At 43.2% G+C, this 26,401-nt stretch carries 23 protein-coding genes and 2 pseudogenes; 6 read left to right on the top strand and 19 right to left on the bottom strand.

Annotated features, from left to right (window positions below):
• Positions 1 to 43: 43 nt before the first annotated feature.
• Both NSQ99_RS02740 and NSQ99_RS02735 read right to left on the bottom strand, forming a co-directional pair.
• Positions 44 to 1,202 (bottom strand): annotated as a pseudogene (locus NSQ99_RS02740) (endonuclease Q family protein).
• A 185-nt stretch (positions 1,203 to 1,387) separates the two neighbouring features.
• A complete protein-coding gene (locus tag NSQ99_RS02735) occupies positions 1,388 to 2,746 on the bottom strand; it encodes an FAD-binding oxidoreductase (protein ID WP_340834862.1) in 1,359 nt (452 codons plus the stop codon).
• A gap of 325 nt (positions 2,747 to 3,071) precedes the next feature.
• On the opposite strand from NSQ99_RS02735, the gene NSQ99_RS02730 reads away from it, so the two are divergent.
• The 4 genes from NSQ99_RS02730 (at position 3,072) to NSQ99_RS02715 (ending at position 7,455) form a co-directional block, all read left to right on the top strand.
• Positions 3,072 to 5,096 (top strand): right-handed parallel beta-helix repeat-containing protein, encoded by a 2,025-nt coding sequence (locus NSQ99_RS02730; RefSeq protein WP_340834860.1) that lies wholly within the window; start codon positions 3,072 to 3,074, stop codon positions 5,094 to 5,096.
• Between the two features lie 184 nt (positions 5,097 to 5,280).
• On the top strand, positions 5,281 to 5,889 hold the full coding sequence (locus NSQ99_RS02725; RefSeq protein WP_340834857.1) for a TetR/AcrR family transcriptional regulator: 609 nt from the start codon (positions 5,281 to 5,283) through the stop codon (positions 5,887 to 5,889).
• Positions 5,886 to 6,311 (top strand): DUF3995 domain-containing protein, encoded by a 426-nt coding sequence (locus tag NSQ99_RS02720; RefSeq protein WP_340834854.1) that lies wholly within the window; start codon positions 5,886 to 5,888, stop codon positions 6,309 to 6,311. The genes NSQ99_RS02725 and NSQ99_RS02720 overlap by 4 nt, the downstream gene beginning before the upstream one ends.
• A gap of 4 nt (positions 6,312 to 6,315) precedes the next feature.
• Positions 6,316 to 7,455 carry an FAD-dependent monooxygenase gene (locus NSQ99_RS02715; protein WP_340834851.1) on the top strand — a complete coding sequence of 380 codons (1,140 nt, stop codon included), beginning with the start codon at positions 6,316 to 6,318 and terminating at the stop codon, positions 7,453 to 7,455.
• Positions 7,456 to 7,571: 116 nt separating this feature from the next.
• Here NSQ99_RS02715 and NSQ99_RS02710 read toward each other — a convergent pair whose 3' ends face one another.
• The 5 genes from NSQ99_RS02710 to NSQ99_RS02690 form a co-directional block, all read right to left on the bottom strand.
• Positions 7,572 to 8,543 carry a helix-turn-helix transcriptional regulator gene (locus tag NSQ99_RS02710; protein ID WP_340834848.1) on the bottom strand — a complete coding sequence of 324 codons (972 nt, stop codon included), beginning with the start codon at positions 8,541 to 8,543 and terminating at the stop codon, positions 7,572 to 7,574.
• An 85-nt stretch (positions 8,544 to 8,628) separates the two neighbouring features.
• Positions 8,629 to 9,258, bottom strand: coding sequence for a type 1 glutamine amidotransferase family protein (locus NSQ99_RS02705; protein ID WP_340834846.1), 630 nt, complete (start codon positions 9,256 to 9,258; stop codon positions 8,629 to 8,631).
• A gap of 293 nt (positions 9,259 to 9,551) precedes the next feature.
• Entirely contained in the window at positions 9,552 to 10,220 is a 669-nt protein-coding gene (locus NSQ99_RS02700; protein ID WP_340834844.1) for a hypothetical protein, read from the bottom strand.
• Positions 10,221 to 10,238: 18 nt separating this feature from the next.
• A complete protein-coding gene (locus tag NSQ99_RS02695; protein ID WP_340834842.1) occupies positions 10,239 to 10,577 on the bottom strand; it encodes a hypothetical protein in 339 nt (112 codons plus the stop codon).
• A complete protein-coding gene (locus NSQ99_RS02690; RefSeq protein ID WP_340834841.1) occupies positions 10,561 to 11,505 on the bottom strand; it encodes a ParA family protein in 945 nt (314 codons plus the stop codon). The genes NSQ99_RS02695 and NSQ99_RS02690 overlap by 17 nt, the downstream gene beginning before the upstream one ends.
• 540 nt (positions 11,506 to 12,045) lie before the next feature.
• Between NSQ99_RS02690 and NSQ99_RS02685 the strand changes: the two are divergent.
• Positions 12,046 to 12,703, top strand: a pseudogene (locus NSQ99_RS02685) (IS3 family transposase); the annotation flags it as partial.
• A gap of 41 nt (positions 12,704 to 12,744) precedes the next feature.
• Here NSQ99_RS02685 and rlmH read toward each other — a convergent pair.
• The 3 genes from rlmH to NSQ99_RS02670 all read right to left on the bottom strand — a co-directional run bounded on the left by rlmH (position 12,745) and on the right by NSQ99_RS02670 (position 14,805).
• Positions 12,745 to 13,224, bottom strand: coding sequence for a 23S rRNA (pseudouridine(1915)-N(3))-methyltransferase RlmH (gene rlmH, locus NSQ99_RS02680; protein ID WP_251670729.1), 480 nt, complete (start codon positions 13,222 to 13,224; stop codon positions 12,745 to 12,747).
• Positions 13,225 to 13,392 (bottom strand): CxxH/CxxC protein, encoded by a 168-nt coding sequence (locus NSQ99_RS02675; protein WP_251670731.1) that lies wholly within the window; start codon positions 13,390 to 13,392, stop codon positions 13,225 to 13,227.
• A gap of 153 nt (positions 13,393 to 13,545) precedes the next feature.
• On the bottom strand, positions 13,546 to 14,805 hold the full coding sequence (locus NSQ99_RS02670; protein WP_340834838.1) for a S1C family serine protease: 1,260 nt from the start codon (positions 14,803 to 14,805) through the stop codon (positions 13,546 to 13,548).
• A 141-nt stretch (positions 14,806 to 14,946) separates the two neighbouring features.
• Here NSQ99_RS02670 and NSQ99_RS02665 point away from each other — a divergent pair, with 141 nt between their 5' ends.
• On the top strand, positions 14,947 to 15,180 hold the full coding sequence (locus NSQ99_RS02665) for a hypothetical protein (protein ID WP_251670735.1): 234 nt from the start codon (positions 14,947 to 14,949) through the stop codon (positions 15,178 to 15,180).
• Here NSQ99_RS02665 and NSQ99_RS02660 read toward each other — a convergent pair.
• The 9 genes from NSQ99_RS02660 to dnaB form a co-directional block, all read right to left on the bottom strand.
• Positions 15,131 to 15,937 carry an MBL fold metallo-hydrolase gene (locus NSQ99_RS02660; RefSeq protein WP_340834836.1) on the bottom strand — a complete coding sequence of 269 codons (807 nt, stop codon included), beginning with the start codon at positions 15,935 to 15,937 and terminating at the stop codon, positions 15,131 to 15,133. The genes NSQ99_RS02665 and NSQ99_RS02660 overlap by 50 nt on opposite strands.
• A 36-nt stretch (positions 15,938 to 15,973) precedes the next feature.
• On the bottom strand, positions 15,974 to 16,717 hold the full coding sequence (gene yycI, locus NSQ99_RS02655; protein WP_251670739.1) for a two-component system regulatory protein YycI: 744 nt from the start codon (positions 16,715 to 16,717) through the stop codon (positions 15,974 to 15,976).
• A 147-nt stretch (positions 16,718 to 16,864) separates the two neighbouring features.
• Positions 16,865 to 18,256, bottom strand: a complete 1,392-nt coding sequence (locus NSQ99_RS02650) for a YycH family regulatory protein (RefSeq protein WP_340834835.1) — start codon at positions 18,254 to 18,256, stop codon at positions 16,865 to 16,867.
• On the bottom strand, positions 18,253 to 20,025 hold the full coding sequence (locus tag NSQ99_RS02645) for an ATP-binding protein (RefSeq protein WP_445670536.1): 1,773 nt from the start codon (positions 20,023 to 20,025) through the stop codon (positions 18,253 to 18,255). Before NSQ99_RS02645 ends, NSQ99_RS02650 begins: the two co-directional genes overlap by 4 nt.
• Before the next feature lie 83 nt (positions 20,026 to 20,108).
• Positions 20,109 to 20,855, bottom strand: coding sequence for a response regulator YycF (gene yycF / locus NSQ99_RS02640; protein WP_251670745.1), 747 nt, complete (start codon positions 20,853 to 20,855; stop codon positions 20,109 to 20,111).
• Positions 20,856 to 20,982: 127 nt separating this feature from the next.
• Complete coding sequence (locus NSQ99_RS02635; RefSeq protein WP_340834831.1) at positions 20,983 to 22,584, bottom strand: LysM peptidoglycan-binding domain-containing M23 family metallopeptidase; 1,602 nt, start codon at positions 22,582 to 22,584, stop codon at positions 20,983 to 20,985.
• A 139-nt stretch (positions 22,585 to 22,723) separates the two neighbouring features.
• Positions 22,724 to 23,410, bottom strand: a complete 687-nt coding sequence (locus NSQ99_RS02630; RefSeq protein ID WP_251670749.1) for a hypothetical protein — start codon at positions 23,408 to 23,410, stop codon at positions 22,724 to 22,726.
• A 148-nt stretch (positions 23,411 to 23,558) separates the two neighbouring features.
• Complete coding sequence (locus tag NSQ99_RS02625) at positions 23,559 to 24,845, bottom strand: adenylosuccinate synthase (protein WP_340834830.1); 1,287 nt, start codon at positions 24,843 to 24,845, stop codon at positions 23,559 to 23,561.
• Between the two features lie 167 nt (positions 24,846 to 25,012).
• Positions 25,013 to 26,374 carry a replicative DNA helicase gene (gene dnaB / locus NSQ99_RS02620; RefSeq protein ID WP_251670753.1) on the bottom strand — a complete coding sequence of 454 codons (1,362 nt, stop codon included), beginning with the start codon at positions 26,372 to 26,374 and terminating at the stop codon, positions 25,013 to 25,015.
• Positions 26,375 to 26,401: the final 27 nt, after the last annotated feature.

The following is a 26,401-nucleotide window of genomic DNA, read 5'->3' as shown; positions in this document are numbered from 1 at the left end:
CATAATGTATACCAACTCTGAGAAGCCCTTCTGATGTTGTTATCTATTTCTCACCTAACACTTTACCATACTTACCGCCGCCACCATGTACAATGTTTAATTGTCCTAATCTTGCCCTATGAATCAATTCCACTAATTTTTCTGGTACTACTTCTAGAAGCTGTTCCTTTGTTACATGGTGTAAAATGTTCATCTCCGTTCCAAACACTTGTAATAGTCGCTTCATGGTTTTAGGACCTAAACCCGGTATGAAATCAAGCGGTACCTGATGGACATACGGTGGTCTGTTAACAGGAGTTACGTCTTCGTCTGATAATTCTTTAATGCGAGTCGATACACCTTTAATGAAATCTGTGCTTCCACACTCTGAGCATACCTCCATTTCCATATTTACCTGCTCACCACAATGGAAACAAATTGATTCATAATACTTACCAAGCAATGGATTTAAACCATAATTCGCATGAATCAAGCGTCCTTCTTCATGTCGAAGCGCTTTTTGAAGCTCATGAAAGCTTGACTCCTCCATTAAAAACTTTCCGTATTCACGCCCCATCTTACCTAGCGAATGTGCATCGGAGTTTGTTAAGAACGGATATGGATGAAGTTCATGTATACGCTCGACCATTTGAGTATCTGAACTTAGGCCCAGCTCAATTCCATCAATAAGTTGTGCATCAAATACTTCTGTTAAGCTCCGTTGAACGCCTTTCCCATATAAACTTTTAAACGGTGTAAATACATGTGCGGGAATAAACAATCCACCATATTCAAGTACCCTTTGTTGCAGAATTCGACCTTCTACATAAATACGCTGCGTACTCAGTGAAATATTTTTAACATGCTGACTCATCCATTGAGAAAAACCCTTCATTTTCTCTACTGTTGGAAAGTAGGTCAAAACATGAATTGGTCCATGACAGTTTGTGTCATATACTTCAATTTCAGAGCCTAATATTAAGGTCGTATTTTGAAATTGTAGTCCCCCTTCTGCTAGCTCCTAGGTTGACTAACTGTTCAATTTCTAATAATACTTCAGGTACATGACAGTCAATGATCCCTATCATATCAAGCCCTTTTTGGTTATTTGCATATTGAAGAATAGCATGCAGAGTTAAGTTTCTACTTCCCGTTATTTTCACTGGTTTTCCACTTGCCGTTCGTCCAATATGAATGTGTAAATCGACAAAAAACTCCTTCAAGCTCCTGCCCCCTCCCTTAAAATTTTTATGTAATTATACTTTTTACATATTATTAGAGCCTATTGGCACTTATCAGATATACATTATTCCATCCGTAAAGGGATTAACGGCGGAAGAATACGCAAGGAGCTTTCCGCCTGCGGCAGTCTGCTCCCAACGAATTCGAGCTGTTATTGACAGTCTATTTATTTTTTCTTGCGCTTCGCTGGTGGAATACTTTGCGGATTATTGAAGACGTTTTTCGGATCATATTTCGCTTTAACTCTCCTTAGTCTAGCGTAATTCTCTCCGTAATAAACCGGCCCTGAACATTTTATCCCCTGATCCGGAACGTTTATATAGGAACCAACAATATATGGCTGCATCTTCTTCCTAGTATTTCTAGCTAATGCAATGTTCTTCGCTGCGTGTGATGGTTTTACCCATGAGCTGTTCCATTCTACATAGAATTGAGGTTTACGCCAGTAGAATGCAGTGTCTTTGGATGCAAGACACCTTATGGCACCACCCCAGTTAAGGAAATAGAATCCAGCTGGAGTCCCTCCCTCCGCATTTTCCAGAAATTCACGCATCGCTTTAAAGGCTTTATCCGGAAATGGTCGTTTGCCGAAACCGCTAGAGAACTGATTGCTGAACTTTTGGGTAGTCACGGGGTCGGGGGCCAGCATAAATTTGGTAGCTTGCAAGTATGGAAGTTCTCGTATAACTTGTGTGCTAGTGTTTCCGACACTAACGATAGGCTTTAACAGCTTGAGGGCATTCTTCTTGGACCCAAGATAAATCCCAAGCATGCTGACATTTCCACCTTTTTTAGGACCAACAGTTAACTCACTGCCCAGCTTGGTGCTAGTGAAAGGTGCCCAACGCTGCCATGCTTTAACGACCTTCTCGAACTGGTTCCAGGGCCAGGTGATTTGGAATACGGTAGCCCTAACCGGAGCACGTCTCACCTTAAACTTATATTTGGTATATACGCCAAAGTTACCGCCCCCGCCGCCGCGAGAAGCCCATAACAGATCGGAGTTACGTTCTCTGCTTGCACGTAGGATTCTTCCTTTTGCATCTACCATTTCAAGCTCGACTAGATTATCACTAATTAAGCCAATTGTACGTTGGAGCGGCCCGATCCCGCCTCCAGCTGTAATACCGCCAATCCCGACTGAAGGGCTGTCGCCGAATGGGGCCATATATCCTTGTCTAGCGAGCCTGTCAACGATTCTTCCTACACGGTTGCCCGTTCCAACAACGACTGTACCGCACTTTCTATTAAGCTTGATGGTCTTGAGCTCGCTCACATCGATAACAATGCCCCCGTTGACCTGCGAAAGGTTAGGCTCAAGAGCGTGCCGTCCACTTCTGGGGCGAATGGGAACGTTCTTAATACGGGCCCACCTTATTGCATTTGCAACATCTTTCGTTTTCTGGGCGAAAACAAAAACTTTAGGATATCTGTTCGTATGCGGATCCCAATTTTTTCGGGCTTCCTCATAACCTGGCTCTCCTCTAAAGATTACCCGCCCCGTAAGCTTTATTGTCGAATTCACTTAACCAACTCCCTAAATATTGAAATGGCTCAAATCTGATAAGGAACATGCCATATATTCTATGAGAGGAGTCAGAAAGGGTACGGGCATTTGTAAAAGGGTTTAACTTATTAATGATATAATTTTCAGGAAATCAGCAGGCTCTCAGGCATGGAGTTTGCTCGACCTTCGTCCAAATCTATAGTACGGTTCAACATAGTGGATGTAAGCATGAGAGATTTAAGCAATGTACTAATATTATCAAAATATAGTATGATTATAGTAATTTAATAGTTAGGTAAGCGATTGTTACGAATTTAATACTATAGGATGGAGGAAGATACCTATGGAATATCATGTAGCTATACATGGGAATGATCAGGCAAAAGGCACAGCTGATCAACCCTTTCGTACAATATCACGAGCTGCGGCTCTTGCCATAGCCGGTGATACGGTTATTGTTCATGCGGGAGTATACAGGGAATGGGTTAACCCGGCTAACGGAGGAACAGCTGATCATCGCATCATATATCGTTCCGCAGGAGACGGGGAAGTTGTTATTACAGGAGCTGAACGGATTACCGACTGGGTGTCTGAAGGAGACAATGTTTGGAGCACAGAAGTACCCAATTCCATGTTTTCCGTTCGTAATCCCTTTGAAGTAGAGTTAAGCGGAGATTGGCTATTTGACGGGGCGTACTCGGTTCATCTCGGTGATGTTTATTTAGATCACAAATCTCTGTATGAAACCGATCATCTCGACAAGGTTCGCAATCCCGAAGTGTGGTCTGAAGCCAAATACCCCCAGGACTCGCTATTACAATGGTATGCCGAAGTTGGTTCTGTTACAACGAAGATCTGGGCTAATTTTGGAGGAAAAGATCCTCGTAAGGAAAATGTAGAAATCAATGTGCGTCCTTACTGTTTCTGGCCTGAGAAACCAGGGCTTAACTACATAACTGTAAGCGGATTCACCCTTCGTCAAGCATCTCCGCAATGGGCGCCACCTACGGACTACCAGGAAGGCTTAATCGGACCTCACTGGAGCAAGGGCTGGGTTATTGAGAACAATATAATCAGTGAATCCAAATGTGTTGGTATCAGTCTAGGTACCGAAATCGGCACAGGTCATGCTAAGTCCTCCGGGAAGCATAGTAAAGGCGGTACTCAACGCGAGCAGGAGGTTATATTACGGGCGTTACGCTCAGGCTGGCATAAAGATAGCGTGGGCAGTCACATCGTTCGTGGCAATGTCATTCACGATTGTGAGCAGGCAGCTATTGTAGGTCATATGGGGGCAGCCTTCAGCCAAATTTATAAGAACCGTATTTACAATATTCACCACAAACGGCTTAGACACGGTGCCGAAGTCGCTGGAATCAAACTGCATGCAGCACTAGATACACAAATTAATGAAAATATAATCTATAACTGTTACCGTGGACTTTGGCTTGACTGGCAGGCACAGGGTACCCGCATCAGCCGTAATGTATTTTTTGATAACCTTTCTGAGGACCTCTTCGTTGAGGTTTGCCATGGTCCGTATCTAGTTGATCACAATCTGTTCCTCTCTCCTATGAACTTTAGAAATATGGCGCAGGGCGGAGCATTTGCACATAATTTGTTTGCAGGTAAATTTGTCGTTCGTTCGGAGATAACCCGAATTACACCGTATCACTTCCCTCACGAAACGGCAATGGCGGGATACTCCAATATTACCGGAGGCGATGACAGATACTACAACAATATCTTTTTAGGGGATAATGAGGCTTATAAAGCGCCTGTTCCCATAACCTTTTTTGAGCATCTTCCACTCAAACCAAGGGATGAGGTTGGAGAGGACGGAAAGACCGTCATGGATGGCGTTCCGGACAATTCCATTTGCTATCTGCATAATGTGGGGCTGGGCGGATACGACAAACATCCTAACTTTAAAGATAAAAAATGGTGGGAATACACCAAAGAAGAGCTTGTCGAGCTGGGTGATGCCGCGAAGGATTTCTTTATAGGAAATGCTGTTCTTCCGGTAGCTATGGGTGGAAATGTATACCTTAACGATGCGGTACCAAGTAGTCATGAATCCAATGCGAGAATCTATACGCAGAAGGGCATAAACGTTGAGGTTGATTCTGCACAAGGCAGAGTTCAAATTCAAATTAATGAGCCCGAACTACTTGCGGGAGCCTCTTCATTGGTGGTAACGACCGACCTGCTTGGCAAGACTTATCACGCCGATATGAAGTATGAGGAACCAGACAGTACCCCATATCGTTTGGACTCCGACTTTTTCGGAACGAAGAGACCTGATGCGGATGTCACGCCTGGTCCGTTTGAATTGACCGAAAATGGTACTATTACTTTTGAATTTTAATTAATGGTTGAGGATCCAGTCGCTTCGGTGACTGGATCTTTTTTTATGCCGTGCTTATATCAATTCCACCCTTAAAATTACATTTATATATACAATTTACATTTTATGCATTATAATGACCGTAGTCATATTATGACCTTGGTCATCTTGTGGCAGATCAATTTCTAACTTTAGGAGTGATTGTATGCTTAGAGAGGTCCAAAAACAGGATACTAAACAGCTTATTTTCATACAAGCCATTAAGCTATTTAAGGAGAAAGGCTATGATCATGTTACTGTTCAAGAAATAGCGTCAACATGCGGTATTGCAAAAGGAACCTTCTTTAATTATTTTTCAAAAAAAGAAGATGTACTTTTATATCTTGGAGAGTCGCAGCTCCAACTTCTGGAGCAAAATCTAAAAACGTATCAATCAGTCAGCGATCCTAAACAAAAGATTGTCACTTTACTGGGAGAATTATTAAAGCGATACAGTGCTGAGGGTGAACTTATGAAGCTGGTCATCAGTGAAATTGTACGCTCAGCCTTTGTCTCCGCTATGGAGTCCAATAGTATTAAGCGACTCGAGTCTGTATTAGCAGACATTATTAATGAAGCTAAACAGCAAGGCACGCTACATAGCGTGCATGACACAGAGCTTATTTCCTCAGTTGTTATTGGTGCATATTTTCATACAATGATGACGTGGAGTCTACTTCATACTAGCGGTGAACCCATTGATTATCATTTTGAAAGGCATCTGAATGCAGTTTGGCATGGCGTTTGCTTCGTGAAGGAGGAGCACCTGTCGTGATTATTCCGATAATTATTTTTGCCAGCTGTATTTTACTAGTCATTAGCCTATGGCATCTGTACTGGGCATTTGGCGGTAAGCGTGGTCTAGGGGCTGTCCTTCCAGAGCATAATGGAAATCGCACGTTATCTCCTGGCATCATAGCGACATTGCTTGTTGCACTATTAGTAGCATTAGCCGCTCTTCTATTGCTCATGAAAGCTGAACTATTACCACAATTCATGCCAACTATGATGCTTAATGTGGGTATATGGATTTGTGCTGTCGTATTTGCTGTCAGAGTAATCGGAGAGTTCAATTATTTAGGCGTATTCAAGAAAAAGCGACCTACTTTATTTTATAAGATGGACACCTACCTTTATGTGCCTCTATGTCTTTTTCTATCCATCGTATTTCTTATAGCAGCACAAATGGGAGGGTAAATGAATGGCTAAACCTATTATTATCGTAGGTGGCGGAATTGCCGGTCTATGTGCAGCAATTGCCTTACAACAACTCGGCGTCGAAGCTATTGTATATGAACGAAATCGTGAGCCCACCGTTGATGGAGCAGGAATTATCATTGCGCCAAACGCTTTACAGGCTCTAAGCAGATTGGGGATTTCCGAGAAGATAATGGCTAACGGATATGAAAGCAATGGCTTTCATATTTTAACAGACCAAGGTGAGTTCATTACAAAAATGCTCGTTCCAGAAGGGTACCAACACTTATACGCTATTCACCGTAGCGAGCTCCATCGTCATTTATTAGAGGCATTGAAGCCGGGAACGATATACTGGGGCAAGAAATGTGAGCGTGTTGATCAAGATCATTCAGGGGTGACGATCTACTTTGGAGATGGTAGTAAAGTTGAAGGTTCTCTGCTTATCGCTGCCGATGGTATTCATTCCCCCATTCGTAAGCTATTATTTCCTGATACAAAGTACAGATATGCAGGCTATACATGCTGGCGTGGCATTGCTGATTTACCAACATCAGAATTCACTCAACAAAAGCAAGCATTCATTGAAACCTGGGGCAAGAAAGGAAGATTTGGCGTAGTCTATTTGCGGGGTCAGCAGGTGTACTGGTATGCTCTGGTCAATGCTAAAGCTAGCGACTCCGTATTAGCTTCTTATTCGCTTGCAGACTTATACCGCCGATTTGAACATTACCACAGCCCCATTCCATACTTATTAAAGCACACCCAAAGCAACCGAATCATACATCGTGATGTTATAGATATTGAGCCAATGCATCAGTTTTATAGTCATCGTATCGCCTTTATCGGTGATGCTGCACACGCTATTACACCAAATATGGGGCAAGGTGCTTGTCAAGCTATTGAGGATGCAGTGATTCTTGCACATTGTATTGTAGACAAGTCTGATTTCAATGAAGCCTTTAGTAGCTATAACGTAAGACGCAAGAAAAGAATTGCTGCAATATCACAGCAATCTTGGACATTCGGGAAAATTGCTCAGCTAGAGTCTCCTTTTCTTCTTGCTGCACGTAACTCACTTATGAAACGCATCCCATCTAGCTTGATGAAACGACAGGCTGAGCAGCTTTATTCTCTTAGCTGACTTATGTTGGAGTTAATACTATTTAAGATCAAAATAAAACATGCCCTGTCCGTTTGCGAACAGGGCATGTTTTACTTATGGTTGTTCACCTTATATCTGAAGAGCGAATTTCATGTTCAATTTGGTTTAACTTCATAGTGCTTGGCAATGCGATACGCCATTTCCTGTAACTGGTGCCTCAGCTCTTGTGGCTCACGTATATGAATGGCTGTGCCGAACGTAATCAGATACTTAGGAAGATACTTATTCATGGTTTGGACATCAAGCAGAAAGGTTATCTCCCGATCGTTTCTCATCGTCACATAGTGACGCAGATGCCAGTGTCCACCAATCATATTCAATATATCAGGCTCTCCCTCAATGCGGATAACCGTTAGCGGTCCAACCGCCTCTAGTCCCTCTTCAGACTCTTCGCGGAAGTATTGGGATGCTGAGAAAAACTCAGGCTTTTCGAAATAAATTTCAGTCATCTCTAACCGTTCGATTCGGTCTACTCGGAACGTCCGCGTCGCCTTCGACCGTTGGCAATGCGCGATAATATACCAATGATTTCGGTTGTAAACTAGCCCATACGGATTAACTTCTCGTTCGTCGGCCTGCTCCGCATTCGCTTTACGATAGGCGATTCGAACCGTTTGTCCCTTATTAGCAGCTTCCTCCAGATCTCTTAGCAACGGAATGGTGAAAGAGGAGCGTACAGGAGAGATCACATCTAAACCACTCGTTTGACGGTACAAATTATGCCGTTGCTCTTCGTGCAGTCCAACCTCCACTTTCTTTAACGCTATTTTCAGTTCTTCTGTATACGGATAACCAGCACCTTCTGCAAATTTAGATGCATCTACAAGTGCCTTTAACTCAACAGAATCGAAGAACAATGGTGTCTCCTTGAAGCTTTCAAGAATGTGAATGCCTCCATCGTGACCTGATTCTGAGACAATCGGTACGCCGCTGGCACATAATGCATCAATATATCGGTATACCGTTCGCACACTAATCTCCAAATTATCCGCGATTTGTGCGGCAGTAAGCTTCCTTCCGTATCTCAGCATCCAAAGCACAGACAGCATGTTGTCCCATTTAGACATAGAAGCACCTTCTCTCCTCCCGAAAAAATATCATATAAGCATTCCAGTTCTCATATCATTATATACTTATTAATCTGCTTATCAGCTATTTAATAGCATTCATTAATTCGAAGAAGTATTTTGAATCGTAAGTCTTGTAAAGATTGTACCACGCGTCTAAAGTTTCTAATTCAAATACATCCATTACCTTCAATACATGCATGGCAAATTCCAGCGGGGCTATTCCAGTTGCCGTAATTAGATTGCCATCCGTTACTGCTGGTTTATCTTGATAATAGTTCTCTCCATTATATTGAGGACAAATCATTTTCATATATTCTAGATTGTTGCTTGTATGCGCTCTTGAATCTAGCAATCCCATCCTAGCCATTGCTACTGTTGCCCCACAGATGGCCGCAACAACCGTACCGTCTTTTAAAGCTTTGGCAGATTTTTTTAATATCGGTTCGTGAATTTCATCCATCCACGTATTTCCCCCTGGAAGAATGACAACATCATTACTCTCCAACATACACTCATCAACAGACATATCAGGAATTACTTTCAATCCACCCATTGTAGTCACAGGATGTTTATGAGCCCCTACTGTAACCACCTTTATAGGTGCTAAATCCTTTTTAAAGTACCTTCCCGAGTTTAGTTCCGCAATTAAATATCCTACCTCCCAGTCTGACATCGTATCAAATACATAAAGATACACGTTCTTTGTATACATAACCCGCACCCCTTTTATCATTAGTTCATCGCATCGATAGTCCAATTATAAAAAAACTTCACTGACACTTTCCGTCAGTGAAGTTTCAAGTACGGTAAAATAAACGTATATATTTCTGCAGATTATGCGGTGATTATAATTTGTTTTTAGTTTTCCTATTTATGGTAAGTCTCACTGGTACTAGTATAAATGAGCCCTTACCATAAATTTGCTGAAAGAATTAAAGTACGTAAATTTGATAACTAATAAATAAAAGCAGCTCCTATCTCGAATGATAGTTACTGCTTTATCCTTTATATTACAAAACCCTCGCCTTTTAAAACATCTTTAAAAGAATCTTGAACATTTTCTTCAAGAATTAATGTTGATGCTAAATCTAAATTTCCATCTTTAACAATAATGGTAAATACATTTTTTATATATATAGAGTTTAATAGTTCTACAATTCCAATAATATATTGAATTAAATTTGCATCTAGTTTAGCAAGTTGTGTAAAGTTTAGAAGATCACTTTGAGTACTAGTAGTATGATGTATTAATTTCGAATAATCTGTATACAGATTATCTAATATATCCTTATCCTTAACATTGAAACTATCTAGTCGTTCAGACATTTTAGAACGTTCGTGTTTTCTAACTGAAGATTCTGCTAAATGTGAATGATGGATACCGTAAATTATTCTATATAATTTTTCAACTAATAATCTAGCAAGTGCATCTATTAAATACTTATCGTTTAATGGTACTAACAATAGTATTCTACTCAGATATACTCTATATTCCTTTAGTAAATTCAAAAAATTACTCGTTGTATATTCCTCTTTATCAAAAAATGAAATAGTTATATAGACATCATTTAATAATAAAAATAATTGCTCGAGATTTTCCTTATCTCCAGGTTGGAGTCGCTTTATATAACTAGGATAGTTTTCTTCTATAAAATCTAAATATGCTTTAAACATCAGGTTATTTTGCATAATTTATCCCTTATTTCTTGAATATTTATTTATAAACTTAGTAGCCTCGGAAGCATCAACTAATTGCTGATCTTCCATAACCTTTAGTACAAATTCTTTGAAAGCCATTATATTATGCTTAATATCTTCAATTTCGTTTCTATCAACTTCTCTTATGACTTTTGCCACAAGTGCTGTTCTATTTGCATATAAATATTCGCCTATTGGATTTTTAAACTTAAATGACTTTAGCATTTCTTTTATATCTATATTGTATTCAAATATTTCTTTAGATAAAAGTACTGGTATTAAAACGGAATAAAATTCCATTTTTATCTGGTCAATTTCAGAGTTCGGCTCCAACTGTCGAATCTTTCTCCATAGAAGCTTCATTGTTCATCTCCTCAATTCTCTCAATCAATTCATCACAAATTTTAGTCATAGTAACATCTAACGTTTTATCTTGCCTATCAATAATACTTTTCTCAAATGGAGCCGTCGCTAATTTATTTGATTCCCAAAAAATACTATCAAAAATATGTATTTTATTTTCTATTACTATATCTGAGTCCTTCAAACCTTCTATGTACTCAGCTTGTCGAGGTCTTCTAACTAAATTTACTCCCGTCCAAATTACTCCTAAGTTCTTAGGTTGTCGCTCTTTAAAAACACCATTTCTTTGTGCTTTCACTATATCTTTTACTACTTTTTCCAATAGATCCACACCTAAAACTGAATATGCATCAGGAACTGCTGGAACAAAATAATAGTCACTAGCATAGAATGACATTTCTGTATAAACAGAATATGTAGGTGGACAATCTAAAAATATGAAATCATATTCTCCTCGTAAATCTTCTTCTATAATATAATCCATCAACTTATTAGGTGTGCTAGAGTTATTCTGTCTTTGAATAAAAATTGTTTCTAATTCCCCTGGCATTAAATCTAAGTTTTCTTTTAGATTCAGAATAACACGTTTTCTATCTGCACCTACCATATCTTCTTTAAAGATATTATCCACAGAACATTTATAGTCTAATAATTTTTCACCTTTTTCATTTTCAGTGTAAAATTTTGTTTCTTTTGAATACTTCTCTAATAAAGATTGAGTCAAATTAGCTTGTGGATCAACATCTATTAATAAAATTTTAATGGGAACTTTAGTACCATCTTCTGCTTCATTTTCATAATATGTAGACATATAAAGTGCTATTTCTCTACAAAGAGTGGTTTTACCTACACCGCCCTTCATGTTAATTAATGAAATTACTTTTCCTTTCGAGCTCACAATAAAAACCTCCTAAAAAGTAAAAATATACATTATATAATTCTTCATTTCAGTTTAAATACCCTCCCTAGTTTTTGATTATTTCTCAAATTAATCTCTTGCTCAAATTTTTGCATTAGTTTTTAAAATCTATCTTTACTTCTGTATATGAATAGCTCGCTAAAATAAATTTGCTTAAGCTTCATTTTTAATACTTTTCTTTAGAATATGTTGTGCCTTATTCTAATTTAACTGCAAATTATTGATTTTTAGTCAATAAAAATAAACCACCAACTATGAACTGCACCCCAAAAGTTAGACACAATGAATCTAACTTTTGGAGGTGCGTTTTTATGACCAAATTCAGTACAAATAAAAAAATGAAGTGGTTATACGTTATCAAAAGGGATCAGAGTGCTTGAAAAACATCGCAAAATCCACAGGTCTTCACCATTCTGTCTTTTCAAGCTGGATTAAACAATATGAGCATCATGGTGAAGAAGCTTTTAATAAGGATATAAATCCTATCTTACACAGTTTAAACTAAACGTCCTTAATTAGGAGCATGAGGGGCGTTATCAATATCGTCGCATTCGCGACAAGTTAGTGAATCGCGGACACCGTGTAAATCATAAAAAAGTACAAAGCTTGATGGGAGTATTAAGATTAAAGTGCTTAGTGCGCATGAAGAAATATCGTTCCTACAATGGGACGATTGGTAAGATTACACCGAACGTATTAGAACGTAACTTTCACGATGAAAATCCAAATGAGAAGTGGGTTACAGATATTACAGAATTTAAATTATTCGGGAAATACTATATTTAGCTCCCATACTCGATCTATAAAATGGTGAGATTATTACGTATTCGATCGGTTCAAGATCGGTCTATTCCCTTGTTTCTATGATGTTAAAGCAAGCATTTATTTATGCGTCATCGATACACGCCTCATGCATTCTGATCAAGGATGGAACTATCAGATGAAACAGTATCGCCACGCCCTCAAAAAACGTGGTATCAAGCAAAGTGTGTAGCGTAAAGGTAACTGCTACGACAACGCTGTTATTGAGAACTTCTTTGGCATCATGAAATCCGAGTCTATGTAAACATGAGCTTTCAAAATACATCGATTATAACAACTACAAGCGCATTAAGGCAAAACTAAAGGCATGAGTCCGGTACAGTACCTAAACCATGTCCAACAAGTCGCCTATTAAAATAATCTGTCTAACTTTAAGGGATCAATTCAAAATCTCCCTTACTTATGGTAAGGCTCCCCACGATTAATCTTCACCGCACGATACACCTGCTCGATCAGCACTAGACGCATCAACTGATGCGGCAGCGTCATGCGGCCGAAGCTGAGGCGTTGATTCGCCCGCTTCAGCACCGCCTGCGACAGTCCATTACTGCCGCCAATCACAAATACAACATGGCTCTTGCCATACGTCGCGAGCTTGTCCAGCTGCTCGGCCAGCTCCTCGCTCGACCATAACTGGCCATCGATCGCCAGCGCGATCACATGCGCTTCGGGCTTAATATGGGCAAGAATCTTCTCTCCCTCGCGATCGCGCACCTGCTCTTCTTCCGCCTCACTCATCGTCTCTGGCGCCTTTTCATCTGGTACCTCGTTCATCGTCAGCTTTATGTACGGGCCGAGGCGCTTTGCATACTCAGCCATACCCATCACAAGATACTTTTCCTTCAGCTTGCCTACAGCTACAATGCCGATATGCATCTATACCACCAATACTTCCGCAGCGTCCTCGCATAGATCACACTTGCGCGGCGGGTCCCAGTCGGCAAATTCCGTTTCCTTCAGATCAACCATATCCGGTGCATCCTCATATTCATCAACAAAGCGCTCTATCGCATGCTCAATACAGCTTTTACATACACAATACATAATGTCTCTTCCTTTATCCTTAGAGTGTCTTATTTTTTATAGTGTTAGCATATCACAATTCGTTATTCGATACAGCAAAAGCCGCAGGATCAGCGAGTAACTTTTCATTCTCGCTTTCTGCGGCTCCTCATTCACCATCGATATGATCCAGCCTTACTCTTCCGGTATATTCTCGCCCAGCGTAACAGTCGCTTCACGCAGCTCGTTGCCACGATAGTAATGCACGACGATGCTGTCTCCGATGCGCTTATGATTGTACAGATACTTCCGCAGTTCGCGTGTGCTTCCTACCTTCGTATCGTCCAGCTTAACGATGACATCGTTATACTGCAATCCCGCTTCCTTCGCAGGCCCGAGCGCCTCTAGCACAATGATGCCCTCGTACACTTCCTTCGGCAAGCTTAGCGAGCCTTCGCCATCTGAGCCATCCGCATCAAGCTCCTGCCTATTCCAGTACTGCTGCAGATCGAGCATATAAACACCTAGGTATGCCCGTGATACATAGCCCTGCTCGATAAGCTCACCGACAATGGGCATAACATTATTGATCGGAATCGCATAGCCGATGCTTTCCACACCGAAGTTGCTTATCTTCATGCTGTTAATGCCAACGACCCGACCATTCAGATCAACGAGCGGGCCGCCGCTGTTACCTTGGTTAATCGCAGCATCTACACGGATAACCTCCTGCTCCCAGTCCAGCATGCCGTTCTGCCCAAGCGACACCGGCACAGTTTCGCGAATGACGCTCACTACACCGAAGGTAATCGATTCGCCCATACCGAGCGGATTGCCCATCGCCATGACGAACTCCGCTGCTCGCAGACTGGAGGAATCTCCGATCTCTGCTACCTGATCGATACCGGCCGCTTTCATCTTCAATACAGCAAGATCGGTAATCTGATCAAGTCCAACGACCTCAGCCTCGCGCTGCTCGCCTGTCGTCAGCACCGCCTTCACGCGATGTGCTGACGCGACCACATGATAGTTGGTCACAATATAAGCATAATCCTTATCCTTCTGCACAATAACGCCAGAGCCAACACCTGTTTCGCGATATATGCCGCCTTCGTCACTATCCTGCTCCAGCACACCACCATTAAGCCCAAGTGAGAACTTTTGTTCATTAATGATGCTGACGACTGCGGGGCGAATATGGTCGCTTGCTTGCACAGCACGCGCAGAAAGATCTAGATTTGACGATTTAGATGAAGGGTTAAAGCCAAAAATAAGTCCATATAATACGGTCATGACGATAACGGTCGTTACTGATGAAAGTATAACAAGCTGTAGGTGCTTCTGATTTCTTACACCCGAAAACCATTTGTTCCCCCGACTGTGACCGCTTTGAAGATCTCTTTTTGCCTTGCGAGACACCTTCGAGGAATAAAAATCATCATCGAATAAGCTCATGAACTGCGACCCCCTTCATCTTTCTTCTATATTGATATACAAAATTAGGAATGTTTTTGCGAGATTAGACTAAACTAGTAATAGCATTCAATTACTTCATTTGTATTTTACCATAAATTACATATAGGAGGCTTTATTTATATGACAACTTCCCGCACGTATGAGCATGTGCAGCTCGCCGCACAGCTCGCTGATTTAAAACAGGAGCATTACCAGACCCTGCTTACCTTGAATGGATTGCTCGCGATCCTCACAAGTAAAGGCATCGTCAATGATGGTGAGCTGACTCGTATGATGCAGCGAATTGATCGTACACTTGAAGAGCTTATTGCCGACCTAGCTCATCCCAAGGCGTTGGCCGATCAGCGAAAGTAGGACGAAGCGGAAACTCCTCTCGCTTATAAAATATTCCGTTGTTCTCCAATATAGAATTAACGGTTAGCATCGCTAGATCCATTTGATTATGGTCCTGACTCAGATGAGCGAGGTAGACCCGCTTCGTGCGATCCGTCATTAGCTCGATGAGTGCTTCCCCTGCAGCAACATTGGATAGATGTCCAATGTCACTTAAGATGCGCCGCTTAATGTTCCAAGGATAATGACCCATGCGCAGCATCTCCGTATCATGATTCGATTCTAGTATAAGTGCATCACAATCGATAATATGGCCTTTTACTTTTTCACTCATATAGCCTAGATCTGTTGCTACCCCCAGCTTGCGGCCATCCTGCTCGAAGGTGTACCCTACTGGCTCTGCAGCATCGTGTGAGATATGGAATGTTGATACGCGCATCGTACCGAATGATAAGTATTCCCCGCTTTGGAACACCATACGCTTGTCCTGACTGATCGTGCCGACATGCCGCTCTAGTGCATCCCATGTCGGCTCATTCGCGTAGATCGGCAAGTTATATTTGCGTGCGAAGGCGCCTAAGCCTTTAATATGATCTGAATGCTCATGTGTGACGAGCAGCGCGTCGAGCTCATGCCCCGATATCCCCTGCTGCTTCATCAGCTCATCCAGCTTCTTAGCGCTTAGTCCCGCATCGATCATAATCGTCTGATCATTACCTTGTATAATTGTTGCATTCCCCGTAGATCCACTTGCTAAAACTGTAAAACGTAATCCCATTCTTCTAAATTCCCTTCTCCTGGCTGACAGGAGCTGTTATAGCTTGTCCTCCGTATTGTCAGTTAATACCTCTCCACTAATTGCATCCACATAGTATACCTTGCTGTCATCCAGCATCACTCGCCATGCAGGCGTTGCCACCTGCACCTCCGAGTCAAAGATCTGCCCGTAATAGCCGAGCTGAATATCTATAATGACAGCACCTGGCTCCAAATACGTCTCGATTAAGCTCGATACGATCTTAGAAGAAGCCAACACCTGCTGCTTTTCGCCTGTGCGCGTAATTTCTACTCGATCCTGCAGATAGGCCGTTATTTTTAAGTTGCTATTGTACAGCTCAAGCTTCGTATGGAACATTGGCCGTCCGTCAACGACCCGATGCATAACGAATACACCCTCGGTGCTATTGCTGCTATGCAGATCGTATACATATTCACTTAGATCAGGAATAAATGTGCCAAGCGTACGCTCCAGCTGCTTTTCATTAAAGACAACAGCACTATCTACCGCCGGCACGATTAGAGTAGGCTTACGGTTTTCCATACTATCTGATTCTAGCAAATACGTTAAGTCACCCATCATCGGTGTTTCGGACGGTAGATTCGTATTCAGCGTAATCCGCTTCTGCTGCATCAGCTGCAGCTTGTCGGCAGGAAGCTCAGCAGAGTTGGCATTCGCATTAAGCTGAGCCCTGACATTACTCCATAGCTGATAGCCTAGCAATATATTCAACAGCAGAAACGAAATAATCATTACGGTCTTTGCTCTACTCCAGTCCAACTCGCTTCACCTCTCTTTTTCTAATATGGTCCATAGCACCTACTACACGCTTGACCACTAAGGACATGCTCATTCTGTTGCTATTACAACCGCCACTGTTACTACTGTTTTTGTTACTACAGTTACTAATGTTACTACTGCTTGCTACTACTGTTGCTGTTCCTGCTCTTGTTTCTCTTGCTGCTCTTGGTCCTCTGTCTCTTTCTTCATCTCTGTCGTGACCGTATGCTTTGGCTCATATCCTGCTGGCATAGCGTCCATAAGCACTTCCTCACTGCCATCCTCTAATAACACAGCCCACACTGGCAGAAATTCTATCCGTTGCTCCTGCTGTGGAACAACCTTAAGCGCAGGATAGATCGTCACGATCTCATCCGTTCGACCATACGTTTCCAGCTGATTCTGCAGCAGATTACCGCCATAGAGCCAGCGAATTTCCTTACGTTCCTCCTGCTGTGGCAGCTTAATAAGTGAGCGTTCATACTCAACGACTACCCCCTGCTGCACACCTAGATGGACATATCCGTAATGGAATGGACTAATATCAATAACCGGATACTGGTCAATGTATTTACGAAAACGAACATAGCGCTCTTCCACCGTCGGAATGTTCACAAGCTGGTACGTCGTATCCCATCCACCATGCTGATTAACGAAGTCAACAGCCAAGTACACATTCTCATTAAATGCTGCGCTGCTTGATTGTGAAGCGACAGAGTTCGTGTAGCTAATCCATAGTCCGTTCTGCTCCACCTTTAAGCCGCGTTTACCATCGGTATAGATTTGCGAGCCAGATCGATTGACGATGGCCCGTGTCGTACTCGAATCAAAGAATAAGCTGCGCTGCATCTGCTCAGGTGTAAACACCTCATAGCTATATAGATACTCCGTCGCTTGAATGGGTTCATTCGCGACGTACAGCTGACCATGCATATACGTAAAGCGCGGCAAATACTGGCCGAACCCTATATAATCGCCAATATCCTTCACCGTCAAATCAACATGAAGTGCCTGATATACGGTTGATCCGTTCTGATCGAAGAAGTAGGCAAGCACTTCCTCCGATTCTTCCTGTGCAAAGATCAGTACACCGCTCAGCATGACGCTATCCTGAACGCCGCCTTCTGTATCAAGCTTCATTAACTTTTTCAACAGCTCGAAGGAAATTCCTTTCGTAAAGGAAAGCTCGATCCCTTTATGCTCACGCCTGATCTCCTCCCAGTTTAGCCCTGGGTTAACAAGCACCTGAAAGCCCTTGAATTCACGGCTCGCTAGACGCTGCCGCACAATTAGCTCATAAAACTGCGTGTTCGGATAGATCATCGCGTGCTCATCGCTGCCAAGATGAAGAATAAGCTCCTCTGGAAAAACCACCTGCTCGACGTTGCTGCCTTGACCTAGCAGCTCCGTGTTCACATAATCCTGATCAGAGCGTGTCGTTGTGCCAAGCCATGGCATGCGATAGGCAAGAAAATAGGTTTGCACAAGACTAAGCGCCACCAGCAGGATCAAAATGCCTGTTTTTGCTCGCTCGATCATTTAGCTTTGCCCCCTTCCAACAGCAGCGGCAGACTAAATGTAACTGTCGTTCCCACATTCAGCTCTGACTCCAGTGTAATCTTACCACCGTGATGCTTAACGATTTCCCGGGCAATAGACAAGCCAAGTCCCGTACCGCCCAAATTACGTGATCGCGCCTTATCTACGCGATAGAAACGATCAAATATTCGTGATAGATCCTTGCCAGGAATACCAATCCCGGTATCCTGTACGCTAATATCAACATAGGCTTTATCCTTGGAGCGCATCGCTGTAATGATAATGCTGCCACCATCCGTCGTATATTTAACCGCATTGGATACTAAATTATCTAGCACTTGATCGATTTGATCCCGATCAAGCAATACCTGCTTCACGCTGCGATCGACCTTCACTTTAGCAGTAATAGCCTTCTGCCGCAGCTGGAATGAAAAACGATCCGCTACCTCATCCAGCATGTCCTGAATGTTCGTCTTTTGACGACGCAGTGGCGCCTGATTCGAGTCGAGTCGCGACAAATGCAGCAGGTCACTAACTAAGCGAATCATGCGCTCTGTCTCATTGCGTATAACACCGACAAAGCGCTCCGACAGCTCTCGTTCGTCAAGCGCCCCTTCGTTAAGCGCCTCTGCATAGCTTTTTATCGTCGTAAGCGGTGTGCGAAGCTCGTGCGATACGTTGGCAACAAACTGTCTGCGTGAATACTCCAGCTTCTCCTGGTCGGTAACATCCTGCAGCACCGCAATCGAGCCAGTGATGCCGCGGTCACGCCGATGAATAGGTGACAGTGTCACCTTTAGAATCGTTTCCTCTTCATCCATGTCCGCTTCATCATAATACTCCTTGCTCATAATGAAGATTTGCGTGCGACCCTGCTGCAGCTCAGCAAGCTGCTCCTCACTAAGGCCAAGCACTGCTGGAAGCTGTGTATTCTGCAGCGTACCTAGCTCTAGCAGCTCAAGCGCGCGTTTATTCCAGACGATAACCGTATTGCTTTCGTCTGCAGCAAGTACCCCGTCACTCATATTAGATAGAACGGAGATAAGCTTCTCGTTCTCCTCTTCGTTAGCAGACAATGCTTCCTTTAACCGAATCGTCATATCGTTAAATGCCATGCTTAGCCGTCCAATCTCATCGTTGCCGAGTACAGGTGCCTTCATATCGAAGTGTCCCTCTGCAACAAGCTCAGCCTGACGCGTCAAGCCTTGAATCGGATGAGTAATGGTGTGGGCGAGCACAACGCCGAGCACACCCGTTAAGCATAATGCAATAATTGTACCTGAGAAGAAGATCTGATTGACGCGGTCCATCGTGTTATATACTTCAGTCATCGATGCGACGATATGAACGGCTCCGACAACCTTCTCATTATAGGTGACGGGAACAGCAATCATTTTCTTGCGCGTTCCGTCCTCATCAATAAACTCTTCTTCATTGTCAGATATATTTTGCAGCGCACGGCTGACCGCCAGCGATTTATTCTTCTGCCCAATATATGACTGATGAAGCTGCAGAGAGGTGGCCACGATTTTACCGTTGTTATCGAGCACCTGCACCTCTGCTCCGCTTATACTGAACAGATTACGCACGACAAGATTGAGATCCTCATTCGTGCTTTCTGTCGCATCCCCATCACTATCCATCGTCGGCGATAAGCTAGGCGCGGCGAATTTAGCCAAAATATCAGCCTGCTCCTTTAAATTATTCGTGAAGTTGTTAATGAGCGATGTTTTCACCGTGCTAATAAAATAAACCCCGATGAGCTGCATCGCTACTAAAATAAGCAGGACATAGATGATAACAAGCTTAACCTGCACCGTCTGGAAGAACGGCTTCACCTTCCACTTAAGCTTCATCCTAAACTCCCGAATTTCGGATTGCGCATCATATAGCCTAAGCCACGGCGCGTAAGAATATATTCAGGACGACTAGGATCATCCTCAATCTTTTCACGCAGGCGCCTGATTGTAACATCTACCGTGCGCACATCTCCAAAATATTCAAAGCCCCATACGGCCTGCAGTAGATGCTCGCGTGTCATCACCTTGCCGCTATTGCGAGCCATATAATGTACAAGCTCGAACTCTCGGTGCGTCAGCTCAACAGGCTCACCGTCCTTGTAGAGCACATACATATCGGTATCGATAAATAGATTAAACAGCTTGAAGCCCTGCTGCTCCGGCTCATGCTCAATCTGTCCTGCCTCGACGACCTGCTGTTGCTCTTGGCTAGACTTTTTCTGTCTCCGCAGATGTGCCTTCACACGTGCAAGCAGCTCTCTTGTGCTGAATGGCTTCGTAACATAATCATCCGCTCCGAGCTCAAGTCCGAGCACCTTATCGATTTCATTATCCTTCGCAGTTAGCATAATAATCGGCATATTCAGCTTTGTACGGACCTCGCGGCACACGTCCATTCCATCCTTCACAGGCAGCATCAGATCCAGCAGAATAAGATCGGGCTGCTCCGAAAATGCCAGTGAAACAGCTTCCGCTCCGTCAAATGCGCATATCACCTCATAGCCTTCCTTTTCAAGGCTGAATTTCAATATATCTGCAATAGGCTGCTCGTCATCTACTACTAAAACTTTTCCGTACATGTGTCAACACCGCCTTTAATCATCGTACTTCTATTTTACCATAGGCGAGTCGCTTGTACCTTACTCGTTTCATAATAAAAGGCTGAATCAGTTAGGAGCTCTTACTCCTACTAATTCAGCCTTTGTTTTATAGATAACTTAGCGGATTAACCGCCTCGCCGTTTTTCAAAATTTCAAAGTGTAAATGAACGCCGGTCGAACGTCCCGTGTTGCCCATTACACCAATCTTATCGCCTTTTGCAACCTTATCGCCTTTGCTTACATCATACGAGCTTAAATGTCCGTACAATGTTTTATAGCCATTTTTATGGTCGATAATGATCGTTTTGCCGTAGCCGTTCTTATTGCCAACAAACTCAACGACACCAGCATCAGACGCTTTAATTGATTTATTCCCCGTAAAGTCTACACCAGCATGCAGTCGTCCCCAACGCTTGCCGAACTTACTGGAGATTCGGTAATTAGATACCGGATAAGCAAACGAGCCTGATCCAGTTCCTGCGATAATCATCGTGCCCTTCTCAATAATCGTTGGCACTGCTTCCTCAATCACTTCCTGAGCGACAAGCTCCTCGGATAGAATATATCCGTTTTCCTTCGTTACCTCGTATACGAGGCGCTGACTGCCTGGTGAACCGTTTTGAATCGTCTTTTGCTCACCTTCACGCATTTCATCGTTCTCTACGTATTGAATCGGAATTGCAATTTCTTCAATCTCTACAAGCTCCTCTACGGAACGAACAGTAATATCAGGCATACGTACAGTTAAATCTAACTCATCGCCTGCTGTAATTCTATCTCCTTCAATCGAAGGATTGTTTTCATAAATAACCTGCTCTGAGATACCAAATTTTTGTGCAATACAGCCGATGCAATCGCCCTTTTGCACAACGTATTTCGTAGGCTTCGTGCTGCCATCTACTATTTTCTTATATAAATCTTCTTCTTCTAGTATAGCTGTTGGCTCAATCTGATCCAACGTAATATCGACTTTCTCTACAAATCCAACATCTTTAATCGTAAGCGATTCATCCTCTGATGATGCATTAGCTTCTGAAGAAGCCTTATCATCTGCTGCTTCCTCATTCGCATTATAGGAAAGGGACTGAATTTGTCTTGATTCCTGTACGGATGCTGCCTGTGGTGCATATTGACTCTGCAAACGATTCAATATATTCGTAGCTGCAACCTCATCCTTGACATAGCCAAGTGTCTTCCCATCTACAACGATCGCTACCCCTACTGCATGTGAAGCGAAAGATTGCTCTAGCTTGCTTAATGTTTCTTCAGAATCTGCTGCGATCTTAAATCCTACCTCTGATTCGTATGTAAGCTCGCCTGTTTCAAGCTCCATCGAGACGCCAGGATTGTTGTTAGCAAGCTCCAGTTCCTCTTCCTCGATGAATTGCTGAACCTCATCTTTATGATTAACCGTACCTACGTATTCACCGTTTTGATATACATGAAAAATTTCAAAAGTATTCGTTTTAATATATTGTTGATATTGTTGAACACCAATAATAACTGAAGCGGTTACTGCAATAATGGCTCCACCAATGATTGTGGATTTTTTACGCCAAAGTGGTGTTGTACGTATCACTGCATCGGTTGCATCGTTTTGTTGTACATGCTCGTTGTCTGAGTCCTTTGATGAAGAGCTACCTTTTAGCTTATTGACTAAGCTTGAAGCATACGCCTTCAAACGACTCATGTCCCCGAATCCGGCCATGATATTCTCCTTTTCGCACTTTTGCTGTTAGTGTCGGTGTCGGAACAGGAAAAAAGACACATGCTCCTGTCGGATCACCTGCCTTTTACTTTAACACACGGTCATAAATACGGGCAACCTTTGCCAAAACTATGACACATTAATATTTTTTTAGAATTACCATTAATTCTTCATATTCTTCCTTCGATAAATGCTGCGCCATGACCTGCTGAATGTCGGTAAGCTCCCGCTCTGTAAGGCCATCCTCTATGTAGGTCGAGAACATTTGCCACGATTCGGAAGGTAGCTTGAGCATTAACAGCTCGAACAGCCGCTCCTTATCCTCCGTTGCTAACAACTCCTTCGAGGCGTCAATATCCTCAGGTGTAATCGTTGATTGGCCCCCTGTTTCTACAGGTGCAAGCACGTCCAGCGTATCCTGCTCCCAGATATCCTCTTCCTCCTGCTGCCCTGTTGTTCCCTCTGTAAGCTCGTCTAATTGCTCCGTATCTGATTGCTCTATATCTGTTTGTTCATCTGTACCATCTATTTCGCCCGACACTTGCCCCTGCCGAATATCATCGTGATCTACCTTATCTATCTGATCCTGCTGCTGTCTATCATCAGGCGTATTAGCTGCGATCGCCGCGGACTTATTCGTACCCCATATCATACTCCACACATCTGATAGAGCCATCGGCTCCACCTCTATCGGAATCTCATACTGCTTTAGCAGTGCTGAAACGTAACTCGTCACAACATATCCCGTCGTCCATATCGACAATAAGGCTGCAATAACAACAATAGCTACAATTCTTGTCATCCATAATCCAATCTTCCATGCCATTCTCTCACCCCTTCTCTATCATTATGGACAGAAAAAAAGAGACCCATTCTTCCTATAGGGTGAAAACAATAAAATAAGGCTTCGCCGTGCCGCCGATAGCGGTCCACGCGAAGCCTTATAAAGCTAGCTGCTCTAGAGATAGAGCTGCTTATACATAGATAGGTAAAACTTGATTAGTTTGCTCACGGTTGCGGCCAACAGAGAAGATAGCGATCGGGATGCCTGTTAGCTCTTCGATGCGGCGAACATAATTCAGCGCATTCGTCGGAAGCTCCTCTAAACGCTTAACGCCAGAAACATCCTCGCTCCAGCCTGGAAGCTCTTCATAGATCGCTTCACACTCGCCAACCGCCTTCAAGCTTGCTGGATAGTTGTAGATCACTTCACCGCGGTATTTATAACCTGTGCAGATCTTAACCGTCTCAAGCCCTGTCAGTACGTCGATGGAGTTGAGAGATAAGCCTGTAATGCCGCTTACGCGACGTGCGTGACGAACAACGACTGTATCGAACCAGCCTACACGACGCGGACGACCAGTAACCGTACCATACTCACGGCCTTTATCACGAATAAGCTGTCCAATCTCATTGTCCTGCTCCGTAGGGAATGGACCATCACCTACACGAGTCGTATACGCTTTAGCAACACCAATAACCTGCTGAATGCGAGATGGACCAACACCTGAGCCGATGCATACTCCACCTGCAGATGGGTTTGACGATGTAACATACGGGTAAGTACCTTGATCGATGTCCAGCATCACGCCCTGTGCACCCTCAAACAATACATTTTTATTGCTATCGATTGCATCGTTCAGCACAACAGATGTATCGGTTACATACGGACGCAGCACTTCCGCAAAACGTAGGTAATCGTTAATGATTTGGTCTGCATCAACTGGCTCTGCACCGTATACCTGTTGAATAAGCTTGTTTTTCTCTAATACGATTGCACGAACACGTGCTTCAAATTCTTCTGCATCCATTAAGTCTACGATACGAATACCGTTACGAGATGCTTTATCCATATAGCAAGGGCCAATCCCTTTGCGAGTCGTTCCGATCTTTTGATCGCCTTTGCGATCCTCTTCTAGCTCATCAAGCTTAATATGGTATGGCATAATGACATGGGCACGATCACTTATAACGAGATTGTCTGTTGAAAAGCCATTCTCGTGAATATAGTTGATTTCCTCAATTAGAGCCTCTGGATTGACGACCATTCCGTTACCAATTACACATGTTTTGTTATGATTGAATATGCCGGAAGGAATCATCGTTAACTTGTACTTCTTATTCTCGATCAGAATCGTGTGACCAGCGTTGTTACCGCCTTGGTAGCGTGCAACGACATCCGCACCTTCTGCAAGATAGTCAGTTATTTTTCCTTTCCCTTCATCTCCCCATTGTGTTCCAACAACTACTACTGTTGACATAACCATACCTCCATTCGATGTAAACCATCGAAAAATTTATCATTCAATGAAACCATATACCGATTAAGCTTCCACAAAAACAGCATAATTATTTTAGCAATCGACCCATTAAAAGTCAAACAAAAAAGCGAACAATAAAATTGTTCGCTTGGTGATCGTTCGGTTATTTATGAGGCCTGTGATGGATCTTGATGATTTCTATCTAAATTTACGAACTTATTGAAGTTTTTCAGGAACACTAGCTCGACGGTACCAACTGGTCCGTTACGCTGCTTGGCAATAATAATCTCGATGATATTCTTCTTTTCGGATTCCTTATCATAGTAATCGTCACGATACAGGAACGATACAATGTCGGCATCCTGCTCAATCGATCCAGATTCACGAAGGTCGGACATCATTGGACGCTTGTCCTGACGCTGCTCGACACCACGACTAAGCTGGGACAGTGCAATAACAGGTACATCAAGCTCACGAGCAATTTGCTTTAGCGTACGAGAGATCTCAGATACTTCCTGCTGACGGTTTTCTCCTGCTTTACCGCGTCCAGATATGAGCTGCAAGTAATCAATAAGAATCATACCGAGCCCCTTTTCCTTTTTCAAGCGGCGGCACTTCGCACGGATATCAGCTACCATAATCCCCGGCGTATCATCGATAAAAATGTTCGCCTCAGATAGCGAACCAATCGCCATCGTCAGCTTCTCCCAATCGTCTGCCTCCAGATTACCGGTACGCAGCCGTGTCGCATCAACGTTGGCCTCTGCACAGATCATACGCTGAACGAGCTGAGCGGCGGACATCTCCAGCGAGAAGATCGCTACCGTTTCCTTTGCACGCACGCCTACATTCTGTGCGATATTCAAGGCGAAGGCTGTTTTACCTACCGATGGACGTGCAGCAACGATGATGAGGTCACTGCGCTGAAAGCCTGCGGTCATCCGATCCAGATCAACGAACCCAGACGGAATACCCGAGGTCCCGCCTCGATTGGCATATAAAAACTCAACCTTCTCGAAAACCTCCATCAAAGCATCGCGAATCGAGACAAAGCCGCTGCTGGAACGCCGATTGGAGATTTCCAGTATATTTTTCTCTGCATCACTCAGCAAGCTGGTCACATCATCTGCACTTGCATAGCCGTCAGAGACAATGTTCGTTGCTGTACGTATAAGTCTACGCAGCATCGATTTTTCTTCAACGATTTGAGCATAGTATTCTACATTGGCAGCTGTAGGAACGGAATTGGCCAGCTTTGCCAAATAACTTACACCGCCAATTTCCTCCAGTGAACCCTTATCCTGCAAATGAGCAGTAAGTGTAACGAGGTCAATCGGCTGATTATTTTCCCCCAGCTCGATCATTGCTTCAAAGATCAGTTGGTGGGCGGTGCTGTAGAAATCTTCACTTTTAACCCGTTCCATCGCAGTAATTAACGCTTCCGACTGAAGCAATGCTGCACCTATAACTGCCTGCTCTGCTTCCATGTTTTGCGGTGGTACACGGTCGAAAATAGCTTCTGGGTTCATCGCCCTAGCACACTCCTCTCGTTACTT

The organism is Paenibacillus sp. FSL W7-1287, from assembly GCF_038004245.1.
GTDB classification, from domain to species: Bacteria; Bacillota; Bacilli; order Paenibacillales; family Paenibacillaceae; genus Pristimantibacillus; species Pristimantibacillus camelliae.
Note: the sequence above shows the minus strand (reverse complement) of the source record. Positions and strands in the feature narration are given on the sequence as shown.

Bases quoted from the DNA above. Each gene is read 5' to 3' on its own strand.
- dnaB (WP_251670753.1), bottom strand. From the start codon at position 26,374: ATGAACCCAGAAGCTATTTTCGACCGTGTACCACCGCAAAACATGGAA.
- NSQ99_RS02730 (WP_340834860.1), top strand. From the start codon at position 3,072: ATGGAATATCATGTAGCTATACATGGGAATGATCAGGCAAAAGGCACA.
- NSQ99_RS02635 (WP_340834831.1), bottom strand. From the start codon at position 22,584: ATGGCCGGATTCGGGGACATGAGTCGTTTGAAGGCGTATGCTTCAAGC.
- NSQ99_RS02670 (WP_340834838.1), bottom strand. From the start codon at position 14,805: ATGAGCTTATTCGATGATGATTTTTATTCCTCGAAGGTGTCTCGCAAG.
- NSQ99_RS02705 (WP_340834846.1), bottom strand. From the start codon at position 9,258: ATGTATACAAAGAACGTGTATCTTTATGTATTTGATACGATGTCAGAC.
- NSQ99_RS02700 (WP_340834844.1), bottom strand. From the start codon at position 10,220: ATGTTTAAAGCATATTTAGATTTTATAGAAGAAAACTATCCTAGTTAT.
- NSQ99_RS02625 (WP_340834830.1), bottom strand. From the start codon at position 24,845: ATGTCAACAGTAGTAGTTGTTGGAACACAATGGGGAGATGAAGGGAAA.
- NSQ99_RS02665 (WP_251670735.1), top strand. From the start codon at position 14,947: ATGACAACTTCCCGCACGTATGAGCATGTGCAGCTCGCCGCACAGCTC.
- NSQ99_RS02650 (WP_340834835.1), bottom strand. From the start codon at position 18,256: ATGATCGAGCGAGCAAAAACAGGCATTTTGATCCTGCTGGTGGCGCTT.
- NSQ99_RS02710 (WP_340834848.1), bottom strand. From the start codon at position 8,543: ATGTCTAAATGGGACAACATGCTGTCTGTGCTTTGGATGCTGAGATAC.
- NSQ99_RS02660 (WP_340834836.1), bottom strand. From the start codon at position 15,937: ATGGGATTACGTTTTACAGTTTTAGCAAGTGGATCTACGGGGAATGCA.
- yycF (WP_251670745.1), bottom strand. From the start codon at position 20,855: ATGTACGGAAAAGTTTTAGTAGTAGATGACGAGCAGCCTATTGCAGAT.
- NSQ99_RS02675 (WP_251670731.1), bottom strand. From the start codon at position 13,392: ATGTATTGTGTATGTAAAAGCTGTATTGAGCATGCGATAGAGCGCTTT.
- NSQ99_RS02630 (WP_251670749.1), bottom strand. From the start codon at position 23,410: ATGGCATGGAAGATTGGATTATGGATGACAAGAATTGTAGCTATTGTT.
- NSQ99_RS02645 (WP_445670536.1), bottom strand. From the start codon at position 20,025: ATGCAGCTCATCGGGGTTTATTTTATTAGCACGGTGAAAACATCGCTC.
- NSQ99_RS02725 (WP_340834857.1), top strand. From the start codon at position 5,281: ATGCTTAGAGAGGTCCAAAAACAGGATACTAAACAGCTTATTTTCATA.
- rlmH (WP_251670729.1), bottom strand. From the start codon at position 13,224: ATGCATATCGGCATTGTAGCTGTAGGCAAGCTGAAGGAAAAGTATCTT.
- NSQ99_RS02715 (WP_340834851.1), top strand. From the start codon at position 6,316: ATGGCTAAACCTATTATTATCGTAGGTGGCGGAATTGCCGGTCTATGT.